Annotated in this window: 18 protein-coding genes and 1 pseudogene; 8 read left to right on the forward strand and 11 right to left on the reverse strand. The window is 72.8% G+C overall.

The features are described from left to right. Positions 1-147 precede the first annotated feature (147 nt). Positions 148-1,791 carry an acyl-CoA synthetase gene (locus ACZ4XX_RS31220; protein ID WP_468511218.1) on the forward strand — a complete coding sequence of 548 codons (1,644 nt, stop codon included), beginning with the start codon at positions 148-150 and terminating at the stop codon, positions 1,789-1,791. Between the two features lie 54 nt (positions 1,792-1,845). Here ACZ4XX_RS31220 and ACZ4XX_RS31225 read toward each other — a convergent pair whose 3' ends face one another. Further along, positions 1,846-2,259: a VOC family protein gene (locus ACZ4XX_RS31225; protein WP_468511219.1), complete on the reverse strand. Its 414-nt coding sequence runs from the start codon at positions 2,257-2,259 to the stop codon at positions 1,846-1,848. Positions 2,260-2,423: 164 nt separating this feature from the next. Then, positions 2,424-3,083, reverse strand: a complete 660-nt coding sequence (locus ACZ4XX_RS31230; RefSeq protein ID WP_468511220.1) for an NADPH-dependent F420 reductase — start codon at positions 3,081-3,083, stop codon at positions 2,424-2,426. Positions 3,084-3,159: 76 nt separating this feature from the next. Between ACZ4XX_RS31230 and ACZ4XX_RS31235 the strand changes: the two genes are divergently transcribed. Continuing rightward, on the forward strand, positions 3,160-3,510 hold the full coding sequence (locus tag ACZ4XX_RS31235) for a winged helix-turn-helix transcriptional regulator (RefSeq protein WP_468511221.1): 351 nt from the start codon (positions 3,160-3,162) through the stop codon (positions 3,508-3,510). 47 nt (positions 3,511-3,557) lie between these two features. Here the strand turns inward: ACZ4XX_RS31235 and ACZ4XX_RS31240 are convergent, their stop codons facing one another. Continuing rightward, on the reverse strand, positions 3,558-5,078 hold the full coding sequence (locus tag ACZ4XX_RS31240) for an alpha/beta fold hydrolase (protein ID WP_468511222.1): 1,521 nt from the start codon (positions 5,076-5,078) through the stop codon (positions 3,558-3,560). Between the two features lie 103 nt (positions 5,079-5,181). On the opposite strand from ACZ4XX_RS31240, the gene ACZ4XX_RS31245 reads away from it, so the two are divergent. Next, on the forward strand, positions 5,182-5,997 hold the full coding sequence (locus ACZ4XX_RS31245) for a pentapeptide repeat-containing protein (protein WP_468511223.1): 816 nt from the start codon (positions 5,182-5,184) through the stop codon (positions 5,995-5,997). A gap of 1 nt (position 5,998) precedes the next feature. Here the strand turns inward: ACZ4XX_RS31245 and ACZ4XX_RS31250 are convergent, their stop codons facing one another. After that, on the reverse strand, positions 5,999-7,915 hold the full coding sequence (locus tag ACZ4XX_RS31250; RefSeq protein ID WP_468511224.1) for a serine/threonine-protein kinase: 1,917 nt from the start codon (positions 7,913-7,915) through the stop codon (positions 5,999-6,001). A gap of 103 nt (positions 7,916-8,018) precedes the next feature. Further along, on the reverse strand, positions 8,019-8,795 hold the full coding sequence (locus ACZ4XX_RS31255; protein WP_468511225.1) for a GNAT family N-acetyltransferase: 777 nt from the start codon (positions 8,793-8,795) through the stop codon (positions 8,019-8,021). A gap of 282 nt (positions 8,796-9,077) precedes the next feature. Between ACZ4XX_RS31255 and paaK the strand changes: the two genes are divergently transcribed. Then, positions 9,078-10,367 carry a phenylacetate--CoA ligase PaaK gene (gene paaK, locus ACZ4XX_RS31260; protein WP_468511226.1) on the forward strand — a complete coding sequence of 430 codons (1,290 nt, stop codon included), beginning with the start codon at positions 9,078-9,080 and terminating at the stop codon, positions 10,365-10,367. Between the two features lie 135 nt (positions 10,368-10,502). Here paaK and ACZ4XX_RS31265 read toward each other — a convergent pair whose 3' ends face one another. Further along, a complete protein-coding gene (locus ACZ4XX_RS31265; RefSeq protein ID WP_468511227.1) occupies positions 10,503-12,029 on the reverse strand; it encodes a fatty acyl-CoA synthetase in 1,527 nt (508 codons plus the stop codon). A gap of 157 nt (positions 12,030-12,186) precedes the next feature. Between ACZ4XX_RS31265 and ACZ4XX_RS31270 the strand changes: the two genes are divergently transcribed. After that, a complete protein-coding gene (locus ACZ4XX_RS31270; RefSeq protein ID WP_468511228.1) occupies positions 12,187-14,616 on the forward strand; it encodes a penicillin acylase family protein in 2,430 nt (809 codons plus the stop codon). A gap of 31 nt (positions 14,617-14,647) precedes the next feature. Here the strand turns inward: ACZ4XX_RS31270 and ACZ4XX_RS31275 are convergent, their stop codons facing one another. After that, the gene (locus ACZ4XX_RS31275) at positions 14,648-15,745 is read right to left on the reverse strand and encodes a calcium:cation antiporter (protein WP_468511229.1); all 1,098 of its coding nucleotides are present in this window, start codon (positions 15,743-15,745) and stop codon (positions 14,648-14,650) included. A gap of 41 nt (positions 15,746-15,786) precedes the next feature. Then, positions 15,787-16,191, reverse strand: a complete 405-nt coding sequence (locus ACZ4XX_RS31280) for a MarR family winged helix-turn-helix transcriptional regulator (protein ID WP_468511249.1) — start codon at positions 16,189-16,191, stop codon at positions 15,787-15,789. A gap of 153 nt (positions 16,192-16,344) precedes the next feature. Between ACZ4XX_RS31280 and ACZ4XX_RS31285 the strand changes: the two genes are divergently transcribed. Together ACZ4XX_RS31285 and ACZ4XX_RS31290 are read left to right on the forward strand one after the other, a co-directional pair. Continuing rightward, positions 16,345-17,322, forward strand: a complete 978-nt coding sequence (locus tag ACZ4XX_RS31285; protein WP_468511230.1) for a nitroreductase/quinone reductase family protein — start codon at positions 16,345-16,347, stop codon at positions 17,320-17,322. A 38-nt stretch (positions 17,323-17,360) separates the two neighbouring features. Then, positions 17,361-17,624, forward strand: a pseudogene (locus ACZ4XX_RS31290) (TetR-like C-terminal domain-containing protein); the annotation flags it as partial. Between the two features lie 23 nt (positions 17,625-17,647). Here ACZ4XX_RS31290 and ACZ4XX_RS31295 read toward each other — a convergent pair. The 3 genes from ACZ4XX_RS31295 to ACZ4XX_RS31305 all read right to left on the reverse strand — a co-directional run bounded on the left by ACZ4XX_RS31295 (position 17,648) and on the right by ACZ4XX_RS31305 (position 21,557). Then, positions 17,648-18,370: a GNAT family N-acetyltransferase gene (locus tag ACZ4XX_RS31295; protein ID WP_468511231.1), complete on the reverse strand. Its 723-nt coding sequence runs from the start codon at positions 18,368-18,370 to the stop codon at positions 17,648-17,650. Between the two features lie 503 nt (positions 18,371-18,873). Continuing rightward, positions 18,874-20,430: an acyl-CoA synthetase gene (locus ACZ4XX_RS31300; protein WP_468511232.1), complete on the reverse strand. Its 1,557-nt coding sequence runs from the start codon at positions 20,428-20,430 to the stop codon at positions 18,874-18,876. Further along, on the reverse strand, positions 20,427-21,557 hold the full coding sequence (locus ACZ4XX_RS31305; RefSeq protein WP_468511233.1) for an NAD(P)H-dependent flavin oxidoreductase: 1,131 nt from the start codon (positions 21,555-21,557) through the stop codon (positions 20,427-20,429). Before ACZ4XX_RS31305 ends, ACZ4XX_RS31300 begins: the two co-directional genes overlap by 4 nt. Positions 21,558-21,729: 172 nt before the next feature. Between ACZ4XX_RS31305 and ACZ4XX_RS31310 the strand changes: the two genes are divergently transcribed. After that, on the forward strand, positions 21,730-23,538 hold the full coding sequence (locus tag ACZ4XX_RS31310; RefSeq protein WP_468511234.1) for a serine hydrolase domain-containing protein: 1,809 nt from the start codon (positions 21,730-21,732) through the stop codon (positions 23,536-23,538). Positions 23,539-23,586 lie beyond the last annotated feature (48 nt).

The raw sequence follows: 23,586 nt of genomic DNA on the forward strand, positions 1-23,586 counted from the left end.
AGTTCTGGAACAGGTTGCAGTAGCCGGGGGTCCAGTTCAATAGTTTTCTGACACTCAGTCAGATTCTTCTGCGCACCCCCTTCCCCCTGTCGCCGGTCGGCGCTCTAATGACCGCCGAGTCAGTGCCAACCGGGGTCAGGAGGAACGGTGGAGTACAACCTTGCCGACCTGTTCGAATCGGTGGTCGACGCGGTGCCCGACCGCGAGGCGCTGGTGTACGTCGACCATCCGGGGACGGGCGAGGAGCGCCGGCTCACCTACGCCGAGCTCGACGAAGCCGCCAACCGGATCGCGCACCACCTCGTCGACGCGGGCATCCGGCCCGGCGAACACCTCGGTCTCCACCTCTACAACGGCGTCGAGTACCTGCAGACCGTCCTCGCCTGCCTCAAGGCACGGATCGTGCCGGTCAACGTGAACTACCGGTACGTGGAGGAGGAGCTCGTCTACCTCTACCGGGACGCCGACCTGGCCGCACTCGTCTTCGACGCCGAGTTCACCGACCGGGTCGCGGCGGCACTCCCGCAGACCGAGAAGCTGCGCCACCTCGTGCGGGTGGGGACCGTCCCCGAGGGAGCGGCCGCACTGGACTGCGTCCCGTACACCGGGGCCGAGGCCGCCGGTTCACCCGCGCGGGGGTTCGGGCCGCGCTCGGCCGACGACCTCTTCATCATCTACACCGGTGGCACGACCGGGATGCCCAAGGGCGTCCTGTGGCGCCAGGAGGACCTGTTCTTCGCGGGCCTCTTCGGCGGGGACCCCTCGGGCGAGGCCGTGAAGCGACCCGAGGAGCTGGCCGAGCGCGTCGCCGCCGGCGGCGCCGGCATCACGTTCTTCCCCGCGCCGCCGCTGATGCACGGCACGTCCACGCTGACCGCGTTCATCGCCTTCAACTACGGCCAGCGGGTCGTCCTGCACCGCAAGTACGTCCCGGAGGAAGTCCTCCGCACCCTGGAGAAGGAGAAGGTCTCCAGCATCTCCCTGGTCGGGGACGCGATGCTGCGGCCCCTCGTGGACGCGCTGCGCGGGCCGCTGAAGGGCACGGACCTCTCCGCCCTGTTCAGCCTCTCCTCGTCCGGGGCGATCATGTCCGAGACCGTACGGGCCCAGCTCCAGGAGCTCATGCCGAACGTCCTGCTCCTCAACAACTTCGGCTCCACCGAGTCCGGTTCCAACGGCCGCGCCACCGACGACTCCGGCCCGGCCAAGGGCTTCCGGCTGCACGTCAACGAACGCACCCAGGTCGTCGACCCGGCGACCCGTACCCCCGTCGCCCCCGGCGAGATAGGCCGGCTGGCCCAGCGCGGCCACGTGCCGCTCGGCTACTACAACGACCCGGAGAAGACCGCCGAGACGTTCTTCGAGCGGGACGGAGTCCGGTGGGTGCTCCTCGGCGACATGGCGACCGTGGACGAGACCGGCGTGGTCACCGTCCTCGGACGGGGCTCCCAGTGCATCAACACGGGCGGCGAGAAGGTCTATCCGGAAGAGGTGGAACAGGCCCTCAAGTCCCACCCCGACGTGTACGACGCGCTGGTCGCCGGAGTGCCGGACGCCCGCTGGGGCAACCACGTCGCCGCGGTCGTCCAACTCCGCCCCGACGCTCCCGCGCTGGACCTGGAGACCCTCCAGACCCACTGCCGTCCCCGGCTCGCGGGGTACAAGGTCCCGCGCCAGCTCGTCCTCGCCGACCGCATCCAGCGCTCCCCCAGCGGCAAGGCGGACTACCGCTGGGCCCGCACGGTGGCGGTGGAGGCGGACGCGGAGGCGGAAGGGCAGGGACGCGCCTGAGGCGCGTCACCCGTCTGCCGTTCCTGCGGGGCCGGATCGGATCTCCGGGCCGGATCAGCTCTGTTCGGTGATGTTGACCATCCAGGTGATGCCGAACCTGTCCGTGCACATGCCGAACACATCGCCCCACATCTGCTTCTCCAGGGGGACCGACACGGTCCCGCCGTCGGACAGCTTCTCCCAGTAGCCGCGCAGTTCCTCGGCGTCGTCGCCGCTCAGGCTCACCGCGAAGCCGCTCCCCGAGCTCTTCTCCGTGCCCGGCGGATTGTCGGCGCCCATCAGCGTGAAGCCGCTGGGCGTCTCCAGCATGCCGTGCATGATCTTGTCGGCGTATCCGGGCGGCGCGTCGGCGCCGAACCCGCCGTACGTGTTGAGGTCGAGGGTGCCCCCGAGAGACTGCTTGTAGAACTCCAGGGCCTGCTTCGCGTCGCCGGAGAAGCTGAGATAGGGGTTGAGACGAGTGGTCACACCTGGCTCCTGTCATGTCGCGCCGTGGCGATGTCGGGCACCGTCCGAGGGGGCCGCCCCACCGATCCTCCACCGGTGTCCGCCCGTACGGCCGAGGCGCGCCGCGCCTGATCCGATCGGCCCATGGCCCCGGGCACTCTCCAGGCTCCCGACGCCGTTCCCCCCTAACCCGCCGCTTCGCGCGGCCCCGACGCGAACGCCAGCGGCGGCGCCATCGCCCGGGCGTCCGCGTGCTCCCCGACCCACAGCCCGATGAAGAGCGCGGCCGTCGCCTCCAGGAGCCCCGCCCTGTCGAGGCCTCCCCCGGTCAGCGGTGCGCAGCCCGCGTCCCGCACCAGCTGCCGTACGAGCGCGAGCGCGGTGTCGTCGTCGCCGCACACCGGAACGGCGAGACGCTGCCCGTCGAAGACCGGAGGGTCCATCCTCCACACGTCCTCGTGGCAGAGGTTGAAGGCCTTGACGACCCGTGCGTCCGGCGCGGCGTCCGCGAGGCGCCGCGCGGCCGAGGGGCCGCCGTCCGTGAGCAGCCGGAAGCCGGGGCCCACGGGGTTGGAGCAGTCGAGCAGCACCTTCCCGGCCAGGGGCGCCCGCAGCGCGCCGGCGATCGTCTCCCCCGCGCCGAACGGCAGCGCGGCGAGGACCACGTCGCCGAATCCTGCCGCCGCTCGCAGGTTCCCGTACACGGTTCCGCCGCCCAGGCGGCTCGCGAGGTGCCGCGCCCTCGTCTCGTCGCGGCCCCCGACGAGGACCTCGTGCCCCGCCCGTACCCAGTGGGTGGCCAGGGCGTCCGCCATGTTGCCCGTGCCCAGTACGCCGATCCTCATCGTCCGTCCCCTCTCCGCGCCGGTTTCCAGCGCCTCGGGAACGACATTAGGGAGGCGGTCGGGCACCATCTGGTACGTGACTTCCGACGCCCGCCTCGCCGACTGCCGCGCCCGTCTCGCCTTCGACCTGCTCTCGAACACCTGGAACGCCGTGGTGCTCTGGTCCCTGCGACGGGGCCCGAGCCGCCACGGCGAACTCCGGGACCACATCGGCGGCATCAGTTCCAAGGTCCTCACCGAGACGCTGCGGAGGCTGGAGTTCAACGGCCTGGTGGAGCGACGCGTGGAGGACGGCGCGCCGGCCAGGATCTTCTATGAACTCACCGGCCTGGGAAGGACGTTGCTCGGTCCGATCGACGCGTTCGGCGCGTGGGCCTTCGAGCACGGCGACGAGGTGATGGACGCCCAGGAGCGCCACGGCGGGTGACGCCGGCCCCGCGGCGACACGACACGGCCGTCGGGAAGCCTGCCCTCCTACAGGCCGAACTCCCGCAGCGCAGAGAGGAATTCGTCCGGGGCGTCCGCGTGGACGAGGTGTCCCGCATCGATCGTGACGGTCCGGGCGCCGGGGATGCGGTCGGCCAGCCAGGACAGCTGGTCCTGGGGGACGTGGCTGGTCGGGCCGCCCACCACGACGAGCGTGGGGGCCGTGATCGCGGGGAGTTCCTCGCGCCAGGCCGGGTCGGGTGCGTTCAGCTGGGCGTCGGTGGACGGGACGATCTCCCAGTCGAAGCCGAGCGGCCCCTCGGGGCGGTCGACCGGGGGGCGCGGCGGGTCGAGCGGGAAGAACACGGGGACGTCCTCCAGGACGAGCCGCCCGATCAGGTCCGGTTCCGAGGCGGCGAGGAGATACGCGGCGCCGCCGCCCATCGAGTGGGCGACGACGGTGGCGCCGGTCAGGCCGAGTGCCTCGAGGAAGCCGCCGATTTCGTCGCGGAAGACGTCGAAGCCGTAGGTGCCGGGGCGGTCGCTGAGTCCGTGGCCGCGCAGGTCGACCGCGTACACCCGGTGGCCGGCGGCGAGCTCGGCCGCGATCCGCGTCCAGGTGGTGCTGTTCTCGCCCCGCCCGTGGACCAGGACGACGGCCGGGGCGTCCTCGGGTCCCCGGACCCGGTAGGCGAGTCGGACGCCGTCCACCGTGACCGTGCGGACCTCCGGGTCGAGGAAGGCGGCGACGGGGCGGACGAACGCCTCCGCGTCGTCCACCCACGGGAAGTGTCCGGCGCCCGGCAGGACGACGAGCTCGGCGTTCGGGAAGAGGGCGGCGGCCTCGGCGGCCTTGGCCGGGGTGGGGCCGGGATCGCGCTCCCCCGCGAGCACGAGGACCGGCGCCGTGAGCGCGGTGAGCGCGCGGCGGGTCGCCTCCGGGGTGTACGCGCCCTCGCCGTGGTAGACGGGGGCCGCCTCCCGGTTCGACTGCTCCGCCTCACGGGCCGCGTGGTCCTGGGCGGCCGCGTCCCAGCGGCCGTACGCGAACGGCGCGACGATCTCACGGACGCGGGACTCCGGGGTGTCCGGGCCGATCGTGTCGAGTGCGGCCCTGGCCCGCGCGTACCAGGGCTGGTCGGCGAAGATCTCGACGGCCTCGTCCCACTCCTCGTCGGTGGTGCCGACGCCGAGCGCGCGGCCCAGGCTGGTGACGAGCACGAGGGAGCGGATCCGCCCGGGGTGGGCGGCGGCGTACAGGGTGGCCAGGTTTCCGCCCGCCGAATGGCCGAGCAGATCGATCCGCTCCAGGCCGAGGTGGACGCGGAGCGCCTCGACGTCGCCGACCTGACGGTCGCAGCGGTACGTGCCGGGATCGGCGGGCTCGGCGCTCGCCCCGGTCCCCCGGGCGTCGAGCAGGATCAGGGCGCGGTGGGCGGCGAGTCCGCCCAGGTCATCGAGGTAGACGGCGTCCCGCATCGGCCCGCCCGCGAGGCACACCAGGGGTTCGCCCTCCCCCACGGTCCGGTAGGCGAGTTCGGTTCCGTCGTACGAGGTGAACTGCGGCATGGCAGCGATCCTCACGGACCACGAACGATCTTCGCAACGGGTTTGACGGGGAGCGCGATACGGTGGGTGGACCGTCCCCGACCAGCGAAGGAACCGTCCCAACGTGCCCGAGACCGGGGAATCCGCCCTGCGCGGCGACTGCGCCAACTGCTTCGGCCTGTGCTGTGTGGCGCTGCCCTTCGCGAAGTCGGCCGACTTCGCCGTGAACAAGGCGCCGGGCGAGCCCTGCCGGAACCTCCAGGAGGACTTCCGCTGCGGCATCCACACGCGGCTGCGGACGAGCGGTTTCCAGGGCTGCACGGTGTACGACTGCTTCGGCGCCGGCCAGCAGGTCTCCCAGGTGACCTTCGGCGGTGTGTCCTGGCGCGAGGCGCCGGAGACCGCGAGCCGGATGTACGACGTGTTCTACGTGATGCGCCAGCTCCACGAGCTGCTGCGCTATCTCACGGAGGCGCTGGCCCGCCCGGCGGCCCGCCCCGTCCACGCCGAGCTGCGGGCGGCCCTCGCCCGGGTCGAGGAGCTCACCGGGGGTTCGGCGGACGACCTGGAGAAGCTGAGGGTGCCGGACGTGCGCGCCGAGGTGAACGAGCTGCTGCTGCGGACGAGCGAACTCGTCCGCGCCACGGCCGGCGGGAAGCCGAGGAGCCGGCGCGGGGCGGACCTGGTCGGCAAGCGGCTGCGCGGGGCCGAGCTGCGCGGCACCGATCTGCGCGGGGCGCTGCTGATCGCGGCCGATCTGACGGGTGCCGATCTGTCGCTCACGGATCTGATCGGCGCGGACCTGCGGGACGCCGATCTGTCGGGTGCGGACCTGACCGGCGCCCTCTTCCTGACGCAGCCCCAGCTGAACGCGGCGCGCGGGAACGCCGGGACCCTCCTTCCGGAGGGTTTCGAGCGCCCCGCGCACTGGGCGTCCTGAGCTACGACGCGGGCGCCGCGTTGCGCCAGACCGTCACGTCGAGCGTCATGTAGGTGCTGGGCGAGTCCTCCGGGGAGATGCCCTTGACGGTGACGAGGCCCATGTGGCCGGTCCCCGTCGTGACGCACAGCTGGCGGCCCTGGGACAGCTTGTTCACGTACACCTCCTTGGTGAACCGGGTCTCCGCGCGGCAGACGTCGAGCGAACCCGCCTGCCCCGGGTCGAGGAGCACCAGGTTGCCGCCGCTGCTCTCGGCGTCGAGGTAGCCGCCGGTGTCGTAGGAGAGCTCGTACCCGCCGTCCTCGCCGTCCTGGGGCCGTACGACCTCGTCCCCGAGGGTCAGGTGGTAGCCGGCGGTGAGGTTGATGTCCGTGAAGTCGGCGGGCTTCGCGGCCGACTCCGTCGGGGGCTTCGCGCTCGGTGTGCCGCTGCTTCCGTCGCCGCCGCCGGTGCCGGTGGTACCCGAAGCCGTCGGGCCGCCCGTGCCGCCGCCCGGCTTCTCGTTGCCCGAGGCGTTCGTCCGTTCCTTGTCCTTCAGGAGCGTGTAGGCGGTGACACCGCCCACGGCGCCGAAGGCGACCACGGCGGCCACGGCGACGAGCAGCCCCTTCCCGGCCGAGCCGCGCCGGGCGGCGGGCGGCATGGAGGTCGGCCCGCCGGGGGTACCGGGGTACGGGTACGCGTGCGGCGGGTACGGCCCCTGCGGCGGAGCGTAGCCGTGGCCGGGCGCCGTGGGGCCCGGCGCCGTGTACGGCGGCGCGGCGTGGGTCGGCGCCGCGTGCGGCGGGGGCGTGCCGTACGGCCCGGGCGGCGGGGGCGTCCCGTGTCCGGCGGACGGCCCGTGGGCGGCGGGCGGGGCGAGCGGCGGTGACGGGGTCGACGGAGCGGTCGGCGAGTAGGCCGCGGCGGGTGCGGGCGGCCCGGCCGGAGCGGTGGGCGGGTAGCCGCCCGCGGGCGCGGTCGGCGGGGGCGGCGGCGTCTGGACGGGTGCCGGGGCGGCCGCGCGCGCCGTGATGTCGGCCGAGACCGGGGCCGGCAGCCAGTCCTCGGGCCGGCGGAGCACGGTCGACGCGTTCGCGGCCTGGCAGAGCTGGATGATCTCGGCGAGCGAAGGCCGCGCCTCCGGGTCCTTCGCCAGGCACCGGGTGACCAGCTCGCTCAGGCGCTCCGGTACCGCGCCGAGGTCGGGCTCCTCGTGCACGATCCGGTAGAGGACGCCGTGCGAGGTCCCCTCGCCGAACGCCGGGACCCCCGTCGACGCGTACGCCGCGACCTGCCCGAGGGCGAAGACGTCGGTGGCCGCGGTCACCCTGCGTCCGGCGGCCTGCTCGGGCGCCATGAACGACGGGGTGCCGATGGTGACCCCGCTGCCGGTGAGGGAGGTCGCGTCGGCGGCGTGCGCGATGCCGAAGTCGATGACGCGGGGCCCGTCGGCGGCGAGCAGCACGTTGGACGGCTTGAGGTCGCGGTGCACGATCCCGGCGCCGTGGATGACGTGCAGGGCCTCGGCCATGCCCGCGACCAGCAGCAGCACCGTCTCCACGGGCAGTGCGCCGTGGGAGACGACCGCGTCGGCGAGCGAGGGGCCGGGGACGTAGGCGGTCGCCAGCCAGGGCTGCGCACCTTCGGGGTCGGCGTCGATCACGGGCGCGGTGAAGAGCCCCTGGACGCGCTGCGCGGAGCGGACCTCCTGGGCGAAGCGGCGGCGGAACTCCGCGTCCTCGCCGAACTCGGGGCGGATCAGCTTGATGGCGACGGGCCGGCCTCCGGGGGTGTACGACAGGTACACCTTGCCCATGCCGCCGGCGCCCAGCCGTGCGGCGAGCCGGTATCCCGCGACCGTGGTGGGATCGTCCGCCGCGAGCGGCTGGAAGACCTCGCCCGCGCCGCCCCCTCGACCTGACTGCTGACCGCTCATGAACTCGTGTCTCCCCGCGCAGACCTCGTTTGCCGGACGGCACCCTACCGGTTCCGGACACCCGTCCCGCTCCGCTGACGAGGGCGTCGGCGAAGCGACGGAGCTACCCGTCGTACGTGTGTGGGGTCGTGGTGGAAAGCGTGAGGAAACCCAGGCGTCGGAGGATCGGGCGGCTGGTGTCGGCCGCGTCGACCTGGACGTAGCGGTGGCCGTGTTCGGCGGCGATACGCGCCCGATGGGCGACGAGTGCGCGGTAGAGACCGCGGCCGCGCCAGGCCTCGACGGTGCCGCCGCCCCAGAGGCCGGCGAAGTCGGTGCCGGGGCAGAGTTCGAGGCGGGCGGCGCTGACGGCTTCGCCTCCGGCGAGGGCCACGACGGCCGTGACGGTGTCGGGGTCGGCCGCGAGCCGGTCCAGGAGCTGGCGTTCGAGGTGGCCGCTGTCGGTGCCGAAGGCACGGCGGTGGACCTCGGCCACCTGTCGTACCCCTGACGCGTCGGTGACGGCGCGGAGTTCGACACCGGCGGGCAGCGGTACGTCGTGGGGCAGCGCCGCGGCCTCGGCGGCCATCAGGGTCTCGGGGTCCTCGGCGGCGAAGCCCGCGGCGACGAGCCTCTCGCCGAGGTCCGCGGGGGTGTCGTGGGCGTACAGCTTCCATTCGAAGGGCAGGCCTTCGGCGCGGTAGTGCTCGATCTGTCCGGCGATGGCGCGGTCGGCGTCCTCGATGCCGAGACCGGACCAGAGGACGCCGTTCCAGGCGTGCGCGGGTCCGGTCTGGCGGACGACGCCGCCGACGCGCTCGACCCGGCAACCGGGCCCGTCGGGGCGGGCGTCGCGGCGGAGCTGACGGTCGTACAGGTCACGGAGGTGCTGGGGTTCCATGCGGGCCACTCCAGCATCCGGCCCCGGCCCGGGCAACGGGATTACGGGGCGGGGCGGGGCGGGCGACGGATCACCGGACGGGTCGCCCTTCCCTCAGGGGCCGTCGTGCTCCGCCGGGGTCCCCGCCCTCCTCGCCCGACACACCCCGGGTGTGAGGGAGGCACGAGCCGGGAAACTTGCTCCGCCCCCTTGCCAACCCCCCGGTACCTCCGGATTTACTGGCCGGGAACGGATCTACCGAATGATCGGTCGTCCGTTTTACGACCGTGGAGGAGTGGCGCGATGACGGAACTGCTGGACAGCGGCGAACGGCTCGGACGCGAGGAGCTCGCGGCCCTCCAGCTGGAGCGGCTGCGGGCGAGCCTGCGCCACGCGTACGAGAACGTGGACTTCTACCGGCGCTCCTTCGACGCGGCCGGGGTCACCCCGGACGACTGCCGTACGCTCGCGGACCTGGCGCGTTTCCCCTTCACCGCCAAGACGGACCTGCGCGACCACTACCCCTTCGGCATGTTCGCCGTCGACCAGTCCCGGATCCGGCGCATCCACGCCTCCAGCGGCACCACCGGCCGGCCGACCGTCGTCGGCTACACCGAGGGCGACCTCGACATGTGGGCGGACGTGGTCGCCCGCTCCCTGCGCGCCGCCGGGGCCCGCCCCGGGCACAAGGTGCATGTGGCGTACGGGTACGGCCTGTTCACCGGCGGACTCGGCGCGCACTACGGGGCGGAGCGCCTCGGGTGCACGGTGATCCCCGCGTCGGGCGGCATGACGGCCCGACAGGTGCAGCTCATCCAGGACTTCCGTCCCGAGATCATCATGGTGACCCCCTCGTACATGCTGACGCTGCTCGACGAGTTCGAGCGGCAGGGCGTGGATCCGCGCTCGACCTCCCTGAAGGTGGGCGTGCTCGGCGCCGAGCCGTGGACGGAGGCGATGCGGAAGGAGATCGAGGAGGCCTTCGCCATCGACGCGGTCGACATATACGGCCTGTCGGAGGTGATCGGCCCCGGCGTGGCCCAGGAGTGCGTGGAGACCAAGGACGGCCTGCACATCTGGGAGGACCACTTCTACCCGGAGATCGTGGACCCGTTCACGGGCGAGGTGCTGCCGGACGGGGAGGAGGGGGAGCTCGTCTTCACCTCGCTCACCAAGGAGGCCATGCCGATCGTCCGCTACCGGACGCGCGATCTGACCCGTCTGCTGCCGGGGACCGCCCGGGTGTTCCGGCGGATGGAGAAGGTCACGGGTCGCAGTGACGACATGATCATCCTGCGCGGGGTGAACCTCTTCCCCACCCAGATCGAGGAGATCGTCCTCCGTACCCCGGCCGTGGCTCCGCACTTCCAGCTCCGGCTGACCCGCGAGGGCCGGCTCGACGCCCTGACCGTACGGGCCGAGGCGCGCGCGGGCGCGACGGGCGAGCAGCGCGCCGAGGCGGCCCGGTCGATCGCGGCGGCGGTCAAGGACGGGATCGGGGTCTCGGTGGGTGTGGAGGTGGTCGACCCGGAGACCCTGGAGCGCTCGGTGGGCAAGATCAAGCGGATCGTGGACCTGCGGAAGACGGCCTGACCCGCCGTCTCTCTCCGGTGACGCACCCTGCCGGTCCGGTGGCGGGCCGGGCCGGTCCGGCATACCCCGCCCTCGACCGGGCCCGCACCACCGCGCGGAGCGCCGGCCTCCCGTACGCCGGGACGGTCCGGCGGGCTACTGCTCCGAGCTCTCCCGACCGTCCGCGTACCGGTCGCGCAGCTCCCTCTTGAGGATCTTGCCGCTCGCGTTGCGGGGCAGCTCCGGGAGGAAGTGGATGCGCTTCGGGGCCTTGAAGTGGGCCAGGTTCTCCCGCGCGTGGGTGAGGAGTTCCGTCTCGGTGATCTCGCCCCGCGGGACGACCACCGCCGTGACCGCCTCGATCCAGCGTTCGTCGGGGAGGCCGATCACGGCCACCTCGGCGACCCCCGGGTGGGTGTAGAGCGCGTCCTCCACCTGGCGCGAGGCGACCAGCACACCGCCGGAGTTGATGACGTCCTTCACCCGGTCGACGATCGTGAGGTAGCCCTGTGCGTCGCGGACGGCGAGATCGCCCGAGCGGAACCAGCCGCCCCGGAAGGCCGCCTCGGTCTCCTCGGGCTTGCGCCAGTACCCGTCGCACAGCTGCGGCGAGCGGTAGACGATCTCGCCGGGGGTGCCGTCGGGCACGTCCTTGCCGTCCTCGTCGACGACCCGCGCCTCGACGTGGCGGACGGGCCGGCCGCAGGAGTCCATCCGGCCCTCGTGCTCGTCGGGGCCGAGGACGGTGGCGAGGGGGCCGATCTCGGACTGGCCGAAGCAGTTGTAGAAGCGCAGTCCGGGCAGCCGTGCGCGCAGCCCTTCGAGGACCGGTACGGGCATGATCGAGGCCCCGTAGTAGGCCTTGCGCAGGGCCGACAGGTCGCGGTGCGCGAACTCGGGGTGGTTGGCGAGGCCGATCCACACCGTCGGAGGGGCGAAGAGGCTGTCGGCGCGCCCCGCCTCGATCAGGTCGAAGAGGACGGCCGGATCGGGTCCGTCGACGATCGTGTTCTCGGCGCCGACGGCCAGGTACGGCAGCAGGAAGACATGCATCTGCGCCGAATGGTAGAGCGGCAGCGCGTGCACCGGCCGGTCGTCCTCGTGCAGGTCGAGCGCCTCGATCGCGCTCGCGTACTCGTGGACGAGCGCCCGGTGGGTCATCGTCGCGCCCTTGGGCAGCGCGGTGGTGCCCGAGGTGTAGAGCAGCTGGACGAACTCCCGGGCGTCTCGGTCGCTGTCGTACGCCTCCGGCTCCGCGAGCGCGTCGAGGAGTGAACCGGGCGCGTCCCGCAGCGTCTTGACGGCGAAACCGTCCGGTACGCGCTCCGCGAGGGCGGGGTCGGCGAGGACCAGGGAGGTCTCGGACTGTTCGAGGAGGTACGTGAGGTCCTCGCCGGTCAGGTGGTGGTTGACCGGCACATGGATCAGGCCCGCACGGGAGCAGGCGAGGAACGCGATCAGGTAGGCGTCCGAGTTGTGGCCGTAGGTCGCGACCCGGGCGGTCTCGGGCAGGGCGAGGCCGTGGTGCGGTTCCCTCAGGACGGCCGCGGCGGTGGAGACGGCCGCGTCCAGCTCGGCGTACGTCCAGGTCCGGTCGGCGTAGCGGAGGGCGATCCGGTCGGGGACGCGCTGGGCACTCATGCGCAGGACACCGTCGACGGCGCGGCTGAGGAGTCGATCCATGCGGTGATCCTCCGCGCGCACCGGGCGGAAGGTCAAGTACCGTGCGGGCACGCCGGACAGGCCCGGACCTCGGATACCGAACGGGATGTTGACATGGGGGCGCGGGGCTGCGTGCATGGTCCAACCCGTTGTGCCCGTCCGTCCGTTGGGAGGCATCTTGCACTTCCGTTCCCGTCTGAAGCAGCTGGCGCTCACCGCGTCCGCCCTCGCCGTCGTCACCGCCACGCTGCCCGGCGCGGCGGCCGCCGACTCCGGGGGCCGGGGCCACCACCCGTCCGACCGGGGGTTGTCGGCGGTCATCCGGTACACCGAGTACGGCATCCCGCACATCGTGGCCAAGGACTACGCGAACCTCGGCTTCGGGACGGGCTGGGCCCAGGCCGCCGACCAGATCTGCACGCTCGCGGACGGCTTCCTGACGGTGAACGGGGAGCGCTCCCGGTACTTCGGTCCGGACGCCGCCCCGGACGGCTCGCTCTCGTCCGCCGCCACCAACCTCTCCAGCGACCTGTACTTCCGCGGGGTGAGGGACGCCGGAACGGTCGAGACGCTGGTCGGCACTCCCGCGCCGTCCGGGCCGAGCCGTGAGCTGAAGGAGCTGATGCGCGGCTGGGCGGCCGGGTACAACGCCTGGCTGCGGAAGAACCGCGTGACGGATCCCGCCTGCGCGAAGGCCGACTGGGTGCGTCCGGTGACCGCCCTCGACGTGGCCCGGCGCGGTTTCGCCGTCTCGGTCCTCGGCGGCCAGGGCCGTGCCGTCGACGGCATCACCGCCGCCCGGCCGCCGGCCGTTCCCGTCGGCCCGCAGACCGGCTCCGGCCGGCAGCCCGCCCCGCGGTCGGGCGTCTCCGGGCAGCTTCCCGATCCCGGGCGCGCCGCCGAGGCCGCGCGGGAGCTCTTCGCCGCCGAGAACGCCACGATGGGCTCCAACGCCGTCGCCTTCTCAGGGGCCGCCACGGCGAACGGGCGCGGCCTGCTCCTGGGGAACCCCCACTACCCCTGGCAGGGCGGCCGCCGCTTCTGGCAGTCGCAGCAGACCATCCCCGGCGAGCTCAACGTCTCGGGCGCCTCGCTCCTCGGTACGACCGTCGTGAACATCGGCTTCAACGACAAGGTGGCCTGGAGCCACACCGTCGCCACCGGCATCCCGCTCAATCTGCACCAGCTGACGCTCGCCCCGGGCGTCCCGACCTCGTACCTCGTGGACGGCCGGCCGGAGCGGATGACCCCGCGTCAGGTGACCGTGCCGGTAGAGGGCGGCGCCCCGGTCACCCGTACCCAGTGGTGGACCCGGTACGGCCCCGTCGTCGCCGGTCTCGGCGCCCAGCTCCCGCTGCCGTGGACGGCGAGCACCGCGTACGCGCTCAACGACCCCAACGCGAGCAATCTGCGCGGCTCCGACACCGCGCTCGGCTTCGGCAAGGCCCGCTCCACGCGGGACATCGCCGAGACCCTGCGGCGCACCCAGGGGCTGCCCTGGGTCAACACGGTCGCGGCGGACTCGGCGGGCCACTCCTTCTTCAGCCAGTCGCAGGTGCTCCCCCGGATCACCGACCAGCTCGCCGGGCGCTGTTCCACCCCGCTGGGCCGGGCCACCTACCCCGCGTCGGGCGTGGCGGTGCTCGACGGCTCGCGGTCGGACTGCGCGCTCGGCTCCGACCCGGACGCCGTGCAGCCGGGCGTCTTCGGCCCGGCGCGGATGCCCGTGCTGCGGGACACCCCGTACGTGGAGAACTCCAACGACAGTGCCTGGCTGACCAACGCCGAGCGGCCGTTGACCGGCTACGAGCGGATCTTCGGCACGATCGCCACGCAGCGCTCGCTGCGCACCCGGGGCGGAGTCGAGGACGTGGCGGCGATGGCGGCGCGCGGCGATCTGACGGTGGCCGACCTCCAGCGGCAGCAGTTCGCCAACCGCGCTCCGGCCGGTGACCTCGCCGCGGGCGAGGCGGCGCGGGCCTGCGGGACGGCGCTGCCGGACGATCCCGAGGCCTGCCGGGTGATCGGCGCCTGGGACCGGACGGTGAACACGGACAGCAGGGGCGCGCTGCTCTTCGACCGCTTCTGGCGGAAGTTCACGGCGTCGGTGCCGTCGGCCCAGCAGTGGACGGTGCCGTTCTCGGCGGCGGACCCGGTCCGTACCCCGAACACCCTGAACACGGCGGTCCCGGGCTTCGCCAAGGCCCTGGCGGACGCGGTGGCGGAGCTGCGGGCGGCGGGGATCCCGCTGGACGCGCCGCTCGGCGCGCACCAGTTCGTCGTACGGAACGGGGAGCGGATCCCGGTGAGCGGCGGCACCGAGTCGCTGGGCGTCTGGAACAAGACGGAGCCCGTGTGGAACCCGGCGGGCGGCGGCTACACGGAGGTCGCGCACGGGACCAGTCATGTGCAGGCAGTGGGCTGGGACGGCGGCCGGTGCCCGGTCGCCCGCACCCTGCTGTCGTACTCCCAGTCCTCGAACCCGCTGTCGCCGCACCACAGCGACCAGACCCGGTTGTACGCGGGCGAGCGCTGGGTGACCTCCCGGTTCTGTGAGAAGGACATCCTGCGCTCGCCGGCGCTGCGGGTGGTGGTCGCCAGGGGCTGAACGGTTCCGCTCAGCCCCGGCACACGGCTCGTCAGGGGCTGAACGACAGGAACACGAAGGCGGCGAAGATCGCGAGATGGACGCCGCCCTGGAGCAGCGTGGCCCGTCCGGGCACCACGGTCAGTGCGCTCACCACTCCGGTGAGGACGAGCAGGACCATGTGGAGCGGGCCCAGGCCGAGGACCAGGGGCCCGGACAGCCAGATCGAGGCGAGCGCGATCGCCGGAATCGTCAGGCCGATGCTGGCGATCGCGGAGCCGTACGCGAGGTTGAGGCTGGTCTGGACGCGGTCTCTGCGGGCCGCGCGGACGGCGGCGAGGGTCTCGGGCAGCAGCACCATCAGGGCGATGACGACACCGACGACCGCCTTGGGAAGACCCGCCGACTGGACGCCGTCCTCGATGGTCGGGGAGATCAGCTTGGCGTTGCCGACGACGGCGACGAGAGCGACGACGAGGAGGCCGAGGCTGGTCCAGGCGTCGCGCCGGGTCGGCGGGTCCGCGTGCTCGTCCTCCGACTCGTGGCCCGGCCGCGGCACGGGAAGGAAGTAGTCGCGGTGCCGGACGGTCTGGACACCGACGAACACGCCGTACAGGCAGATGGAGGCGACGGCGGCGAAGGCGAGCTGGACGCCGGAGAACTCGGGACCCGGATGGCTCGTGGTGAAGGTCGGCAGGACCAGCGTCATCGTGGCCAGGGTGCAGACGGTGGCGAGCGCGCCGCCGGAGCCCTCGGCGTTGAAGACGGCGACCCGGTTGCGGAGGGCGCCGACGAGGAGGGAGAGACCGACGATGCCGTTGCAGGTGATCATGACGGCGGCGAAGACGGTGTCCCGTGCGTAGGTCGACGTCTTCTCACCGCCTCCCACCATCAGCGAGACGATGAGTCCGACCTCGATGACGGTGACGGCCACGGCGAGGACGAGCGAGCCGTACGGTTCGCCCACCCGGTGAGCGATGACCTCGGCGTGGTGGACCGCGGCGAGGACGGCCGCGATCAGGCAGAGCGCGATGAACCCGACGGCGAAGCCCGGCAGGTCGCGCCCCCAGGCCGCGACAAGCGCAAGCGCGGCCACCACCGGCCCCCAGGTGGTCCACTGCCGTGCCAATGACGCCGTGCTCGAACTCATGATCCGCATCCTGCCACAAAGGGGGCTTTCGCCCGGTTCGGTCAATCCAGGGGTTCGTTGAGGCCGCGTTCGTACGCGGTGAGGGTCTCGAGGAACATCCGTCGCTGCGCCGCGTCGAGCGGGGCGAGGGCGGAGCGCCAGGCATCCGCGCTGCGGCCGAGCCAGCCGTCGATGGCGACGGCGTGCGCCGGCGCGATGGAGACGATCTTGCGCCTGCGGTCGGCGGGGTCCTCGACCCGTTCCAGTACGCCCTTCTTCGCCAGGTCCCCGACCATGAGGCTCACGGTCGTGGGGGCGACCTCCAGGCGGGCGGCGAGCTCGTTGACGCTCAGCGACCCGTCGAACAGGAGATAGGCGAGCAGGGAGAGATGACGGGGCGCGAGCGTGAGCGTCTGGAGCTCGTCGGGAATCCTGATCCGCTTCGCCCGCGAGACCATCCGAGGCATGAGCAGCAGCAACGTGCGCACGGCCTCGTCGAGTTCCGGCCCGTCGGCGGCCTCGTCCCCCTCATGTGCGGTTGACACCCTGCACCCTCCCTTTTAGCTTTGCTTTCAAAACAAATAGATCCGTCGGGATCGATGCTACCGGAAGGCACAGCCATGTCCGATTTCAACCGGCAGGTCATCGAGGAGTTCCGCGCCAACGGCGGTCGGGTGGGCGGGATGTTCGAGGGCGCGACCCTGCTCCTGCTCACCACGACGGGCGCTCGCAGCGGGCGTGCACACACCAACCCCGCCGTGTACGTACGCGACGGGGACCGACTGCTCGTCTACGCGTCGAACGCCGGCGGGCCGAGGCACCCCGCCTGGTTCCACAACCTCGGCGCCGACCCGTACGTGACGGTCGAGCTGGGCACCCCGGAGGGGACCGTCGAGCGCTTCGGGGCGACGGCGGTGGTGACGGAGGGCGAGGAACGGGACCGGCTGTACGCGGAACAGGCGGACCGCGACCCGGGGTTCGCCGCCTACCAGGCGGCCACGAACCGGATCATCCCGGTCGTCGCCCTGCACCGGATGGACCTCGGGGACCCGGCACGGCACCGGGCGATCGCCGACCACCTGGTCGCGGTCCACGCCGAACTGCGCGCCGAACTGGCGGCGTTACGCGAGGCACTGGGGTCCGCGGAGGCCGAGGAGGCCGCGGCGGTGGCGGAGGCGGAGTCGGAGGCGGAGGCCACAGCGAAGGGTCCGGCGGGCTCGACGCGCTCGGCTGGCGCGGCCGACGCCCCGGGGGCTGTCGTACGGGACGCCCCGGCCCTCCCCCGCCGGCTCGCCCGCCACTGCCTGACGTTCTGCGGCGCGCTGCACGCCCACCACCACAACGAGGACAGCGCCTTCGACCTCCTGGAGCGCGAGTTCCCCGAGCTGTCCGGGTCGCTGGACCGGATGCGCGCGGAGCACGCGGCGGTCGCCCGCACGGTGGAGGAACTGGAGGCGCTCCTCACCTCGGGGGCCTCGCCCGCGACCCTCCGCGCCGAGGTGGACCGGCTGGCCACCCGGCTGGAGGAACACTTCACGTACGAGGAAGCACAGCTGGTCCCGGCACTCACTCGCTCCCGGGTCATGCCCGGGACGTAGCCTCGGCCGCGGACCTCAGGTCCCGCAGCCACCCTTCGATCATGACGACGCTGCTCGACGCGTGCGCGGCGCTGCCCCACGCGGACGCGACGACCTCCTTCGGCAAGCACCTGGAGGACCATCGGGGCTGGGCCGCCGGCCATCCCGCCCCGCCCGGGGCCCTCCACCGGTTCCTGACCTTCTGGACCCGCCTGCACGGCGTCCTGTCACTGGAACTCGCAGGGCACTTCACCGGCATGGACTTCGCCCCGGCCCTGCTCTTCGCGGCCGAACTGGACGCGCTGCTCGCACCCCGGCCCTGAGGCCGGACACGGATCCCGGGCCGCTACCGTCCGGACACGACCTCAGGCGTACGGAAGCCGCGGAAGGTCACGTGCCTGCGCGTCACGAAGCCGAGCTTCTCGTAGAGGGCACGTGCGCCGGTGTTCGCCTCGGCCACATGGAGGAAGGCCCCCTCGTCCCGCGCCTCGATGCGTGCCGCGAGCGCGTCGACCAGGCGGGCGGCGTGGCCGCGCCCACGGGCCTCGGGCGCGGTGCAGACCGCGCTGATCTCGGTCCATCCGGGCGGCCGGAGCCGCTCGCCGGCCATGGCGACCAGCGCGCCCTTCTCCCGGATGCCGAGGTAGGTGCCGAGTTCGGGGGTCCGGGACCAGAACGGCCCGGGCTTGGTGCGCTCCACGAGGTCCAGCATCTCGGGCACGTCGTCCGCGCCCAGTTCGACCAGGTCGTCGGCCGGCCCGTCTCCCGGAGCCCCGGACGTGCCCCCGCCCGGCCGGATCATCTGGCGGCCTTCCAGGACGAAGACGGGCTCCCAGTCCGACGGCGGGAGAACCGGGCAGCTGAACATGTCGGCGAACGCACCCCGGCCGAGGAGTTCGGTGAGGTCGGCCCACCTCGCCGGGTCCGGGTCGGTGGTCACGGCGGCGAAGGTGGAGACGTCCGGCAGATAGGTGACGGCCTTGCCGACGCGGCGGGCGAGAGGGGCATGGACGCCCCGGAGGGACTCACCCACGGGGTCGTCCAGTACGAAGGGATCGCGGCCCGCCATCGTGTCGTCCCTCTCAAGCTCCGTGCCGAACGGGGAAGGAGGCCGCTGTGGAAGGCCTCCTCGGGCACGAAGTCTAAGCGGGACGGAACGCCGCCCCGCGGGGCGGGGTCGGGCAGGAGGCGCTCATCGCGGCTCCGCGCTCCGCCGTGCCATGCCGTCATCGACGCCTGTACGCAGTCGGTGACGTCACGCGGTCGCCGGCCGGGGGCACGCGTCACTCCGTCGGCGATGTGCCGGTCCGTTCCCCGTCGGATCGGACTCACGGCCTCAGCGAAGTCCGCCGCCTCCTCGGCCGCCGTCCCCCGCCCGGGCAGTTCCGCGACGAAGCCCTCGGGGGACAGCGGAACGTAACGGATGTCGCGCCCGGTGGCCGCGGAGATCTCGGCGACGGCCTGCGCGACGGTCAGGGCCCGGAGGTTCGTGGGTCGCCGGGAGGTTCGGGCCCGTCGGCGCGGGCGCTCGCCGAGGAGATCCTGCCCCGCCGGCACCCTCGCCGTGTCCGGTCACAGCGGGCGCTCGTGGCCCTCCCAGTACGGGGCGCGCAGGCGGCGCTTGTACAGCTTGCCGTTGGGGTCGCGGGGCATGGTCGCGACGAAGTCGACCGACTTCGGGCGTTTGAACCCGGCGAGGCGGTCGGCGCAGTGGGCCAGGATCTCCTCGGCGAGCGCCGCCCCCGGCTCGTGCCCCTCGGCCGCCTCGACGACCGCCTTGACCTCCTCGCCCCAGTCGGCGTGCGGGATGCCGAAGGCGGCGGCGTCGGCGACGGCGGGGTGGGCGAGGAGAGCGGCCTCGATCTCTGCCGGGTAGATGTTGACCCCACCGGAGATGATCATGTCGATCTTGCGGTCGCGCAGGAAGAGATAGCCGTCCTCGTCGAGGACGCCGAGGTCTCCGACGGTGAAGAAGTCGCCGATGCGGTTCTTCGCGGTCTTCGCCTCGTCCTTGTGGTACTGGAATCCGCCGGTGTTCATCTTCAGGTAGACGGTGCCGAGTTCGCCGGGCGGCAGCCGGACTCCGTCGTCGTCGAAGACGGCCAGTTCGCTGATGGGCCAGGCACGGCCGACGGTCCCGGGCTTCTTCAGCCACTCCTCGGCGGTGGCGAACGCGCCGCCGCCCTCGCTCGCGGCGTAGTACTCCTCGACGCACCGGCCCCACCAGTCGATCATCGCCCGCTTGACGTGCTCGGGGCACGGCGCGGCACCGTGGATGGCGTGGCGCATCGAGGAGACGTCGTACCGGTTCCGTACGTCCTCGGGCAGGGAGAGCAGACGGTGGAACTGGGTGGGGACCATATGGGTGTGGGTGCAGTCGTACCGGTCGATCAGCCGGAGCATCTCCTCTGGCGTCCACCGGTCCATCAGGACGAGCGGGTGACCGATGTGCAGGGCGGCGGCGGCGAACTGCAACACCGCCGTGTGGTAGAGCGGCGAGCAGACGAGGTGGACGTTCCCGTCGGCCGGCCGGATGCCGAAGATGCCGAGGAAGCCGCCGAGATGGGTCTCCTCGGGGAGCTTCCCGGGCAGCGGGCGGCGGATGCCCCGGGGACGTCCGGTGGTGCCGGAGGTGTAGTTCATGACCCAGCCGAGGGTGCGGTCGGCGGGGGCGCCCGCGTCCTGTCCTTCGAGCAGTTCGCCGTACGCGCGGAAGCCCGGGATCGTCCCCACGGCGTACCGGTGGGTGGCAGGGAGTCCGGCCTCGTCGGCGGCGAGGGTCACGGATTCGGCGAACCGTTCGTGGGCGACGAGCACCCTGGCGCCGGAGTCGGCGACGATCCAGGCGATCTCGGGGCCGACGAAGTGGTGGTTGACCGGGACGAGGTAGAACCCGGCCTGGCTCGCGGCGAGATGGGCGGTGAAGAACTCCGGCCCGTTGGGCAGGACGACGGCGAACGCGTCGCCGCGCTCGAGGCCGGCCGCCCGCAGCCCGTGGACCAGTCGGTTGGCCTCGGCGTGCAGCCGGCCGGCGGTCCACTCCTCGCCGTCGGGTGCGATCAGCACCGTACGGCCGGGGTCGGCGGTGGCCTGGGCCCAGAATCCGGTGGCTGCGGCTGACTGGCTCATGCCTCGCTCCGTCCGGCGATGCGGTTGATGCGGTCGACGGCCTTCTCGAAGCCGCGGGTGAGCTCGTCCACGACCTGCTGGACGCTGCGCTCGGAGTTCATCCGGCCGACGATCTGACCGACGGGGGTGCCGAGCAGCTGGTCGACCTCGTACCGCTGGATGCGGGAGACGGCCTCGGCGACGAGCAGTCCCTGGAGCGGCATGGGAAGCGGGCCGGGGCCCGCCGGGTCGTCCCAGGCGTCGGTCCACCCGGTGCGGAGCTGACGGGCGGGCTTGCCGGTCAGGGCCCGGGAGCGGACGGTGTCGCCGGAGCCGGCGGCGAGGAGCTTGGCGGTGAGGGCGCGGGAGTGCAGGTCGGCCTCGGTGGTGGTGAGCCAGATCGAGCCGAGCCAGACGCCCTGGGCGCCGAGGGCGAGTCCTGCGGCGATCTGCTCGCCGCTGCCGATGCCGCCGGCGGCGAGCACGGGCAGCGGGGAGACGGCGTCGACGACCTCGGGGGTGAGCACCATGGAGGCGATCTCACCGGTGTGGCCTCCGGCCTCGTAGCCCTGGGCGACGACGACGTCGATCCCGGCGTCGGCGTGGTGGCGGGCGTGCCGGGCGCTTCCCGCGAGGGCGGCGACGAGGACGCCGTGGTCGTGGGCGCGGGCGACGACGTCCGGGGGCGGGGAGCCGAGGGCGTTGGCGAGGAGTCTGATCGGGTAGTCGAAGGCCACGTCGAGCTGGTTGCGGGCGACCTGCTCCATCCAGCCGGTGATGCGCCAGCCGGAGGCCTCGCCCTCGGCGAGTTCGGGCACGCCGTGTTCGGCGAGCGTGGCGCGGACGAACGCCCGGTGCTCCTCCGGGATCATGGCCTCGACCTCGGCCTCGGTCAGTGTCTGGCCGCCGCCTCCCGGGGCTTCGACCTTCTTGGCGGGCATCACGACGTCGAGGCCGTAGGGCAGGCCGTCGGTGTGGTCCTGCATCCAGTCGAGGTCGCGGGCGAGGTCGTCGGGGGCGGTGTAGCGGACCGCGCCGAGGACGCCGAACCCGCCGGCTCTGGTCAGTGCGGCGGCCACCGCGGGGAAGGGCGTGAAGCCGAAGATGGCGTGCTCGATCCCCAGGGTGCGACTCAGCTCCGTCTTCATGGGCGGCAGGATGCCGCAGCGACGCGCCGGAGGGAAGGGGTTCTCTGATGCATCGTCAGATTCTTTGGAGTGCCGGACGCTTCCGCGGCGAGCCCCGACTCCGGTAAGAAAGTTTCAGATCTTTCCGGCGTGGCCGAAGTTTTCTTTCAAAGGGCTGTGGGAGAGGGTGGGCATGACGGACGAGTCCAGGAGGGGCCGGGGCCCGAGCCGCCGGGCGTTCGGCGGCGGAGTCCTCGCCCTGGGAGGTGCGCTGATGGTCGGTTCGATCCCGGGGGCCGCGGCCGCGCCGGGGCCGGGGAGCCGAGGAGCCGGGACCCCGGGAGCGGCGGGGAGCGGCGGCGCCCCCGGCACACGCGGGACCACCTTGCGACGCGGGTCCGCCGCGCGGGCGGGGCTCCTGCCGGAGCACCTGGACAGGCTGGTCACGGACGCCGAGGCCTTCCTCGATCCCTCCCCCGCGCATCCCTGGTACGCGGGCGCCGTACTGCTCGCCGGGCGGGGCGGCACAGTGGCCCTGCACCGGCCGATCGGCATGGCCGTGCGGTACGCGTCGTACGACGAGAAGACCGACACCGGCGTGGAGTTGCCGCCGGACGAGCAGGTCCCGATGACCGAGGACACCGTCTTCGACCTGGCGTCGGTCTCGAAGCTCTTCACCTCGATCCTCGCCGTGCAGCAGATCGAGCGCGGGGCGCTGGAGCTGGAGGCGAGGGTCACCGCGTATCTGCCGGAGTTCGGCGGCGGCGGGAAGCAGGACGTCACGGTCCGTCAGCTGCTCACCCACACCTCGGGGTTCCGGGCGTGGATCCCGCTGTACAAGGCGCCGACGCGGGAGGGGAAGCTGCGGCTGATCTGGGACGAGGTTCCGGCGAACCCGCCGGGGTCGACGTACCTCTACTCGGATCTGAACCTGATCACGCTCCAGCTGATCCTTGAGGAGATCACCGGTCTCGCTCTGGATGTACTGCTCCACGACGAGATCACTGCTCCGCTCGGGATGCACCGGACTCGTTTCAATCCACCACTCTCCTGGCTGCCGGGGATCGCCGCCACCGAGGACGCCCGCCCGCCGTGGTCCGGTCTCGACCGCGGCATGGTGCGGGGCGAGGTCCACGACGAGAACGCCCACAGCATGGGCGGGATCGCGGGCCACGCCGGGGTCTTCTCCCGCGCCTGGGACCTCGCGATCCTCGCCCGCACCCTGCTCAACGGCGGGGCGTACGGCAGGGCCCGGATCCTCTCCCCCGCCTCGGTGGACCTGATGTTCACCGACTTCAACACCGCGTTCCCCGGTGACGAACACGGACTCGGCTTCGAGCTCTACCAGCACTGGTACATGGGCGCGATGGCCACGCCCCGGACCGCCGGACACACCGGTTTCACCGGCACGAGCCTGGTCCTCGACCCGACCACCGACGCCTTCCTGATCGTCCTCGGCAACTCCGTGCACCCGGTGCGCTCCTGGCGCTCGGGGTCGGCCCCCCGCGTCGCCGCGGCGAACAACCTGGCCCGTGCCGTCCCCGTCCGCCCCGACCGGGGCCGTACGTCCTGGTTCTCCGGCATGGCGAGCGCCACGACCGCCACCCTGACGCTCCCCCCCGTGCCGCGCGCCGCACGCCTGGAGTGCTCGCTGTGGTGGGACACCGAACCGGGCGCCGACACAGCCGTCCTGGAGGCCTCGGCCGACGGCGGCACGACCTGGCGGCCGCTCCCCTTCACCATCGACGGACGCACGGAGCACCCGACGGGCGCGGCGGGCGGCTGGTCCGGGCGCGTCTGGCACACCGTCTCCGCCCCGCTGTCCGGGACGGACGCCCTCCTGCGCTGGCGGTACACGACGGACCAGCGGTACGTGGGACGGGGCGTGTACGTGGACGGGCTGCGGCTCCTCGACGGATCGGGACGGCCCGTGTTCGACGAGGCACGGCCGGCGGACGGAGCGCGGATCGAGGCGAACGGCTGGAGCAGGTCGGCCGATTGAGCCACCCGTCCACCGGGTCGCGCGGGACCGGGGCGGCTCAGGCGGCCT

Source organism: Streptomyces sp. NPDC029956, assembly GCF_055574655.1.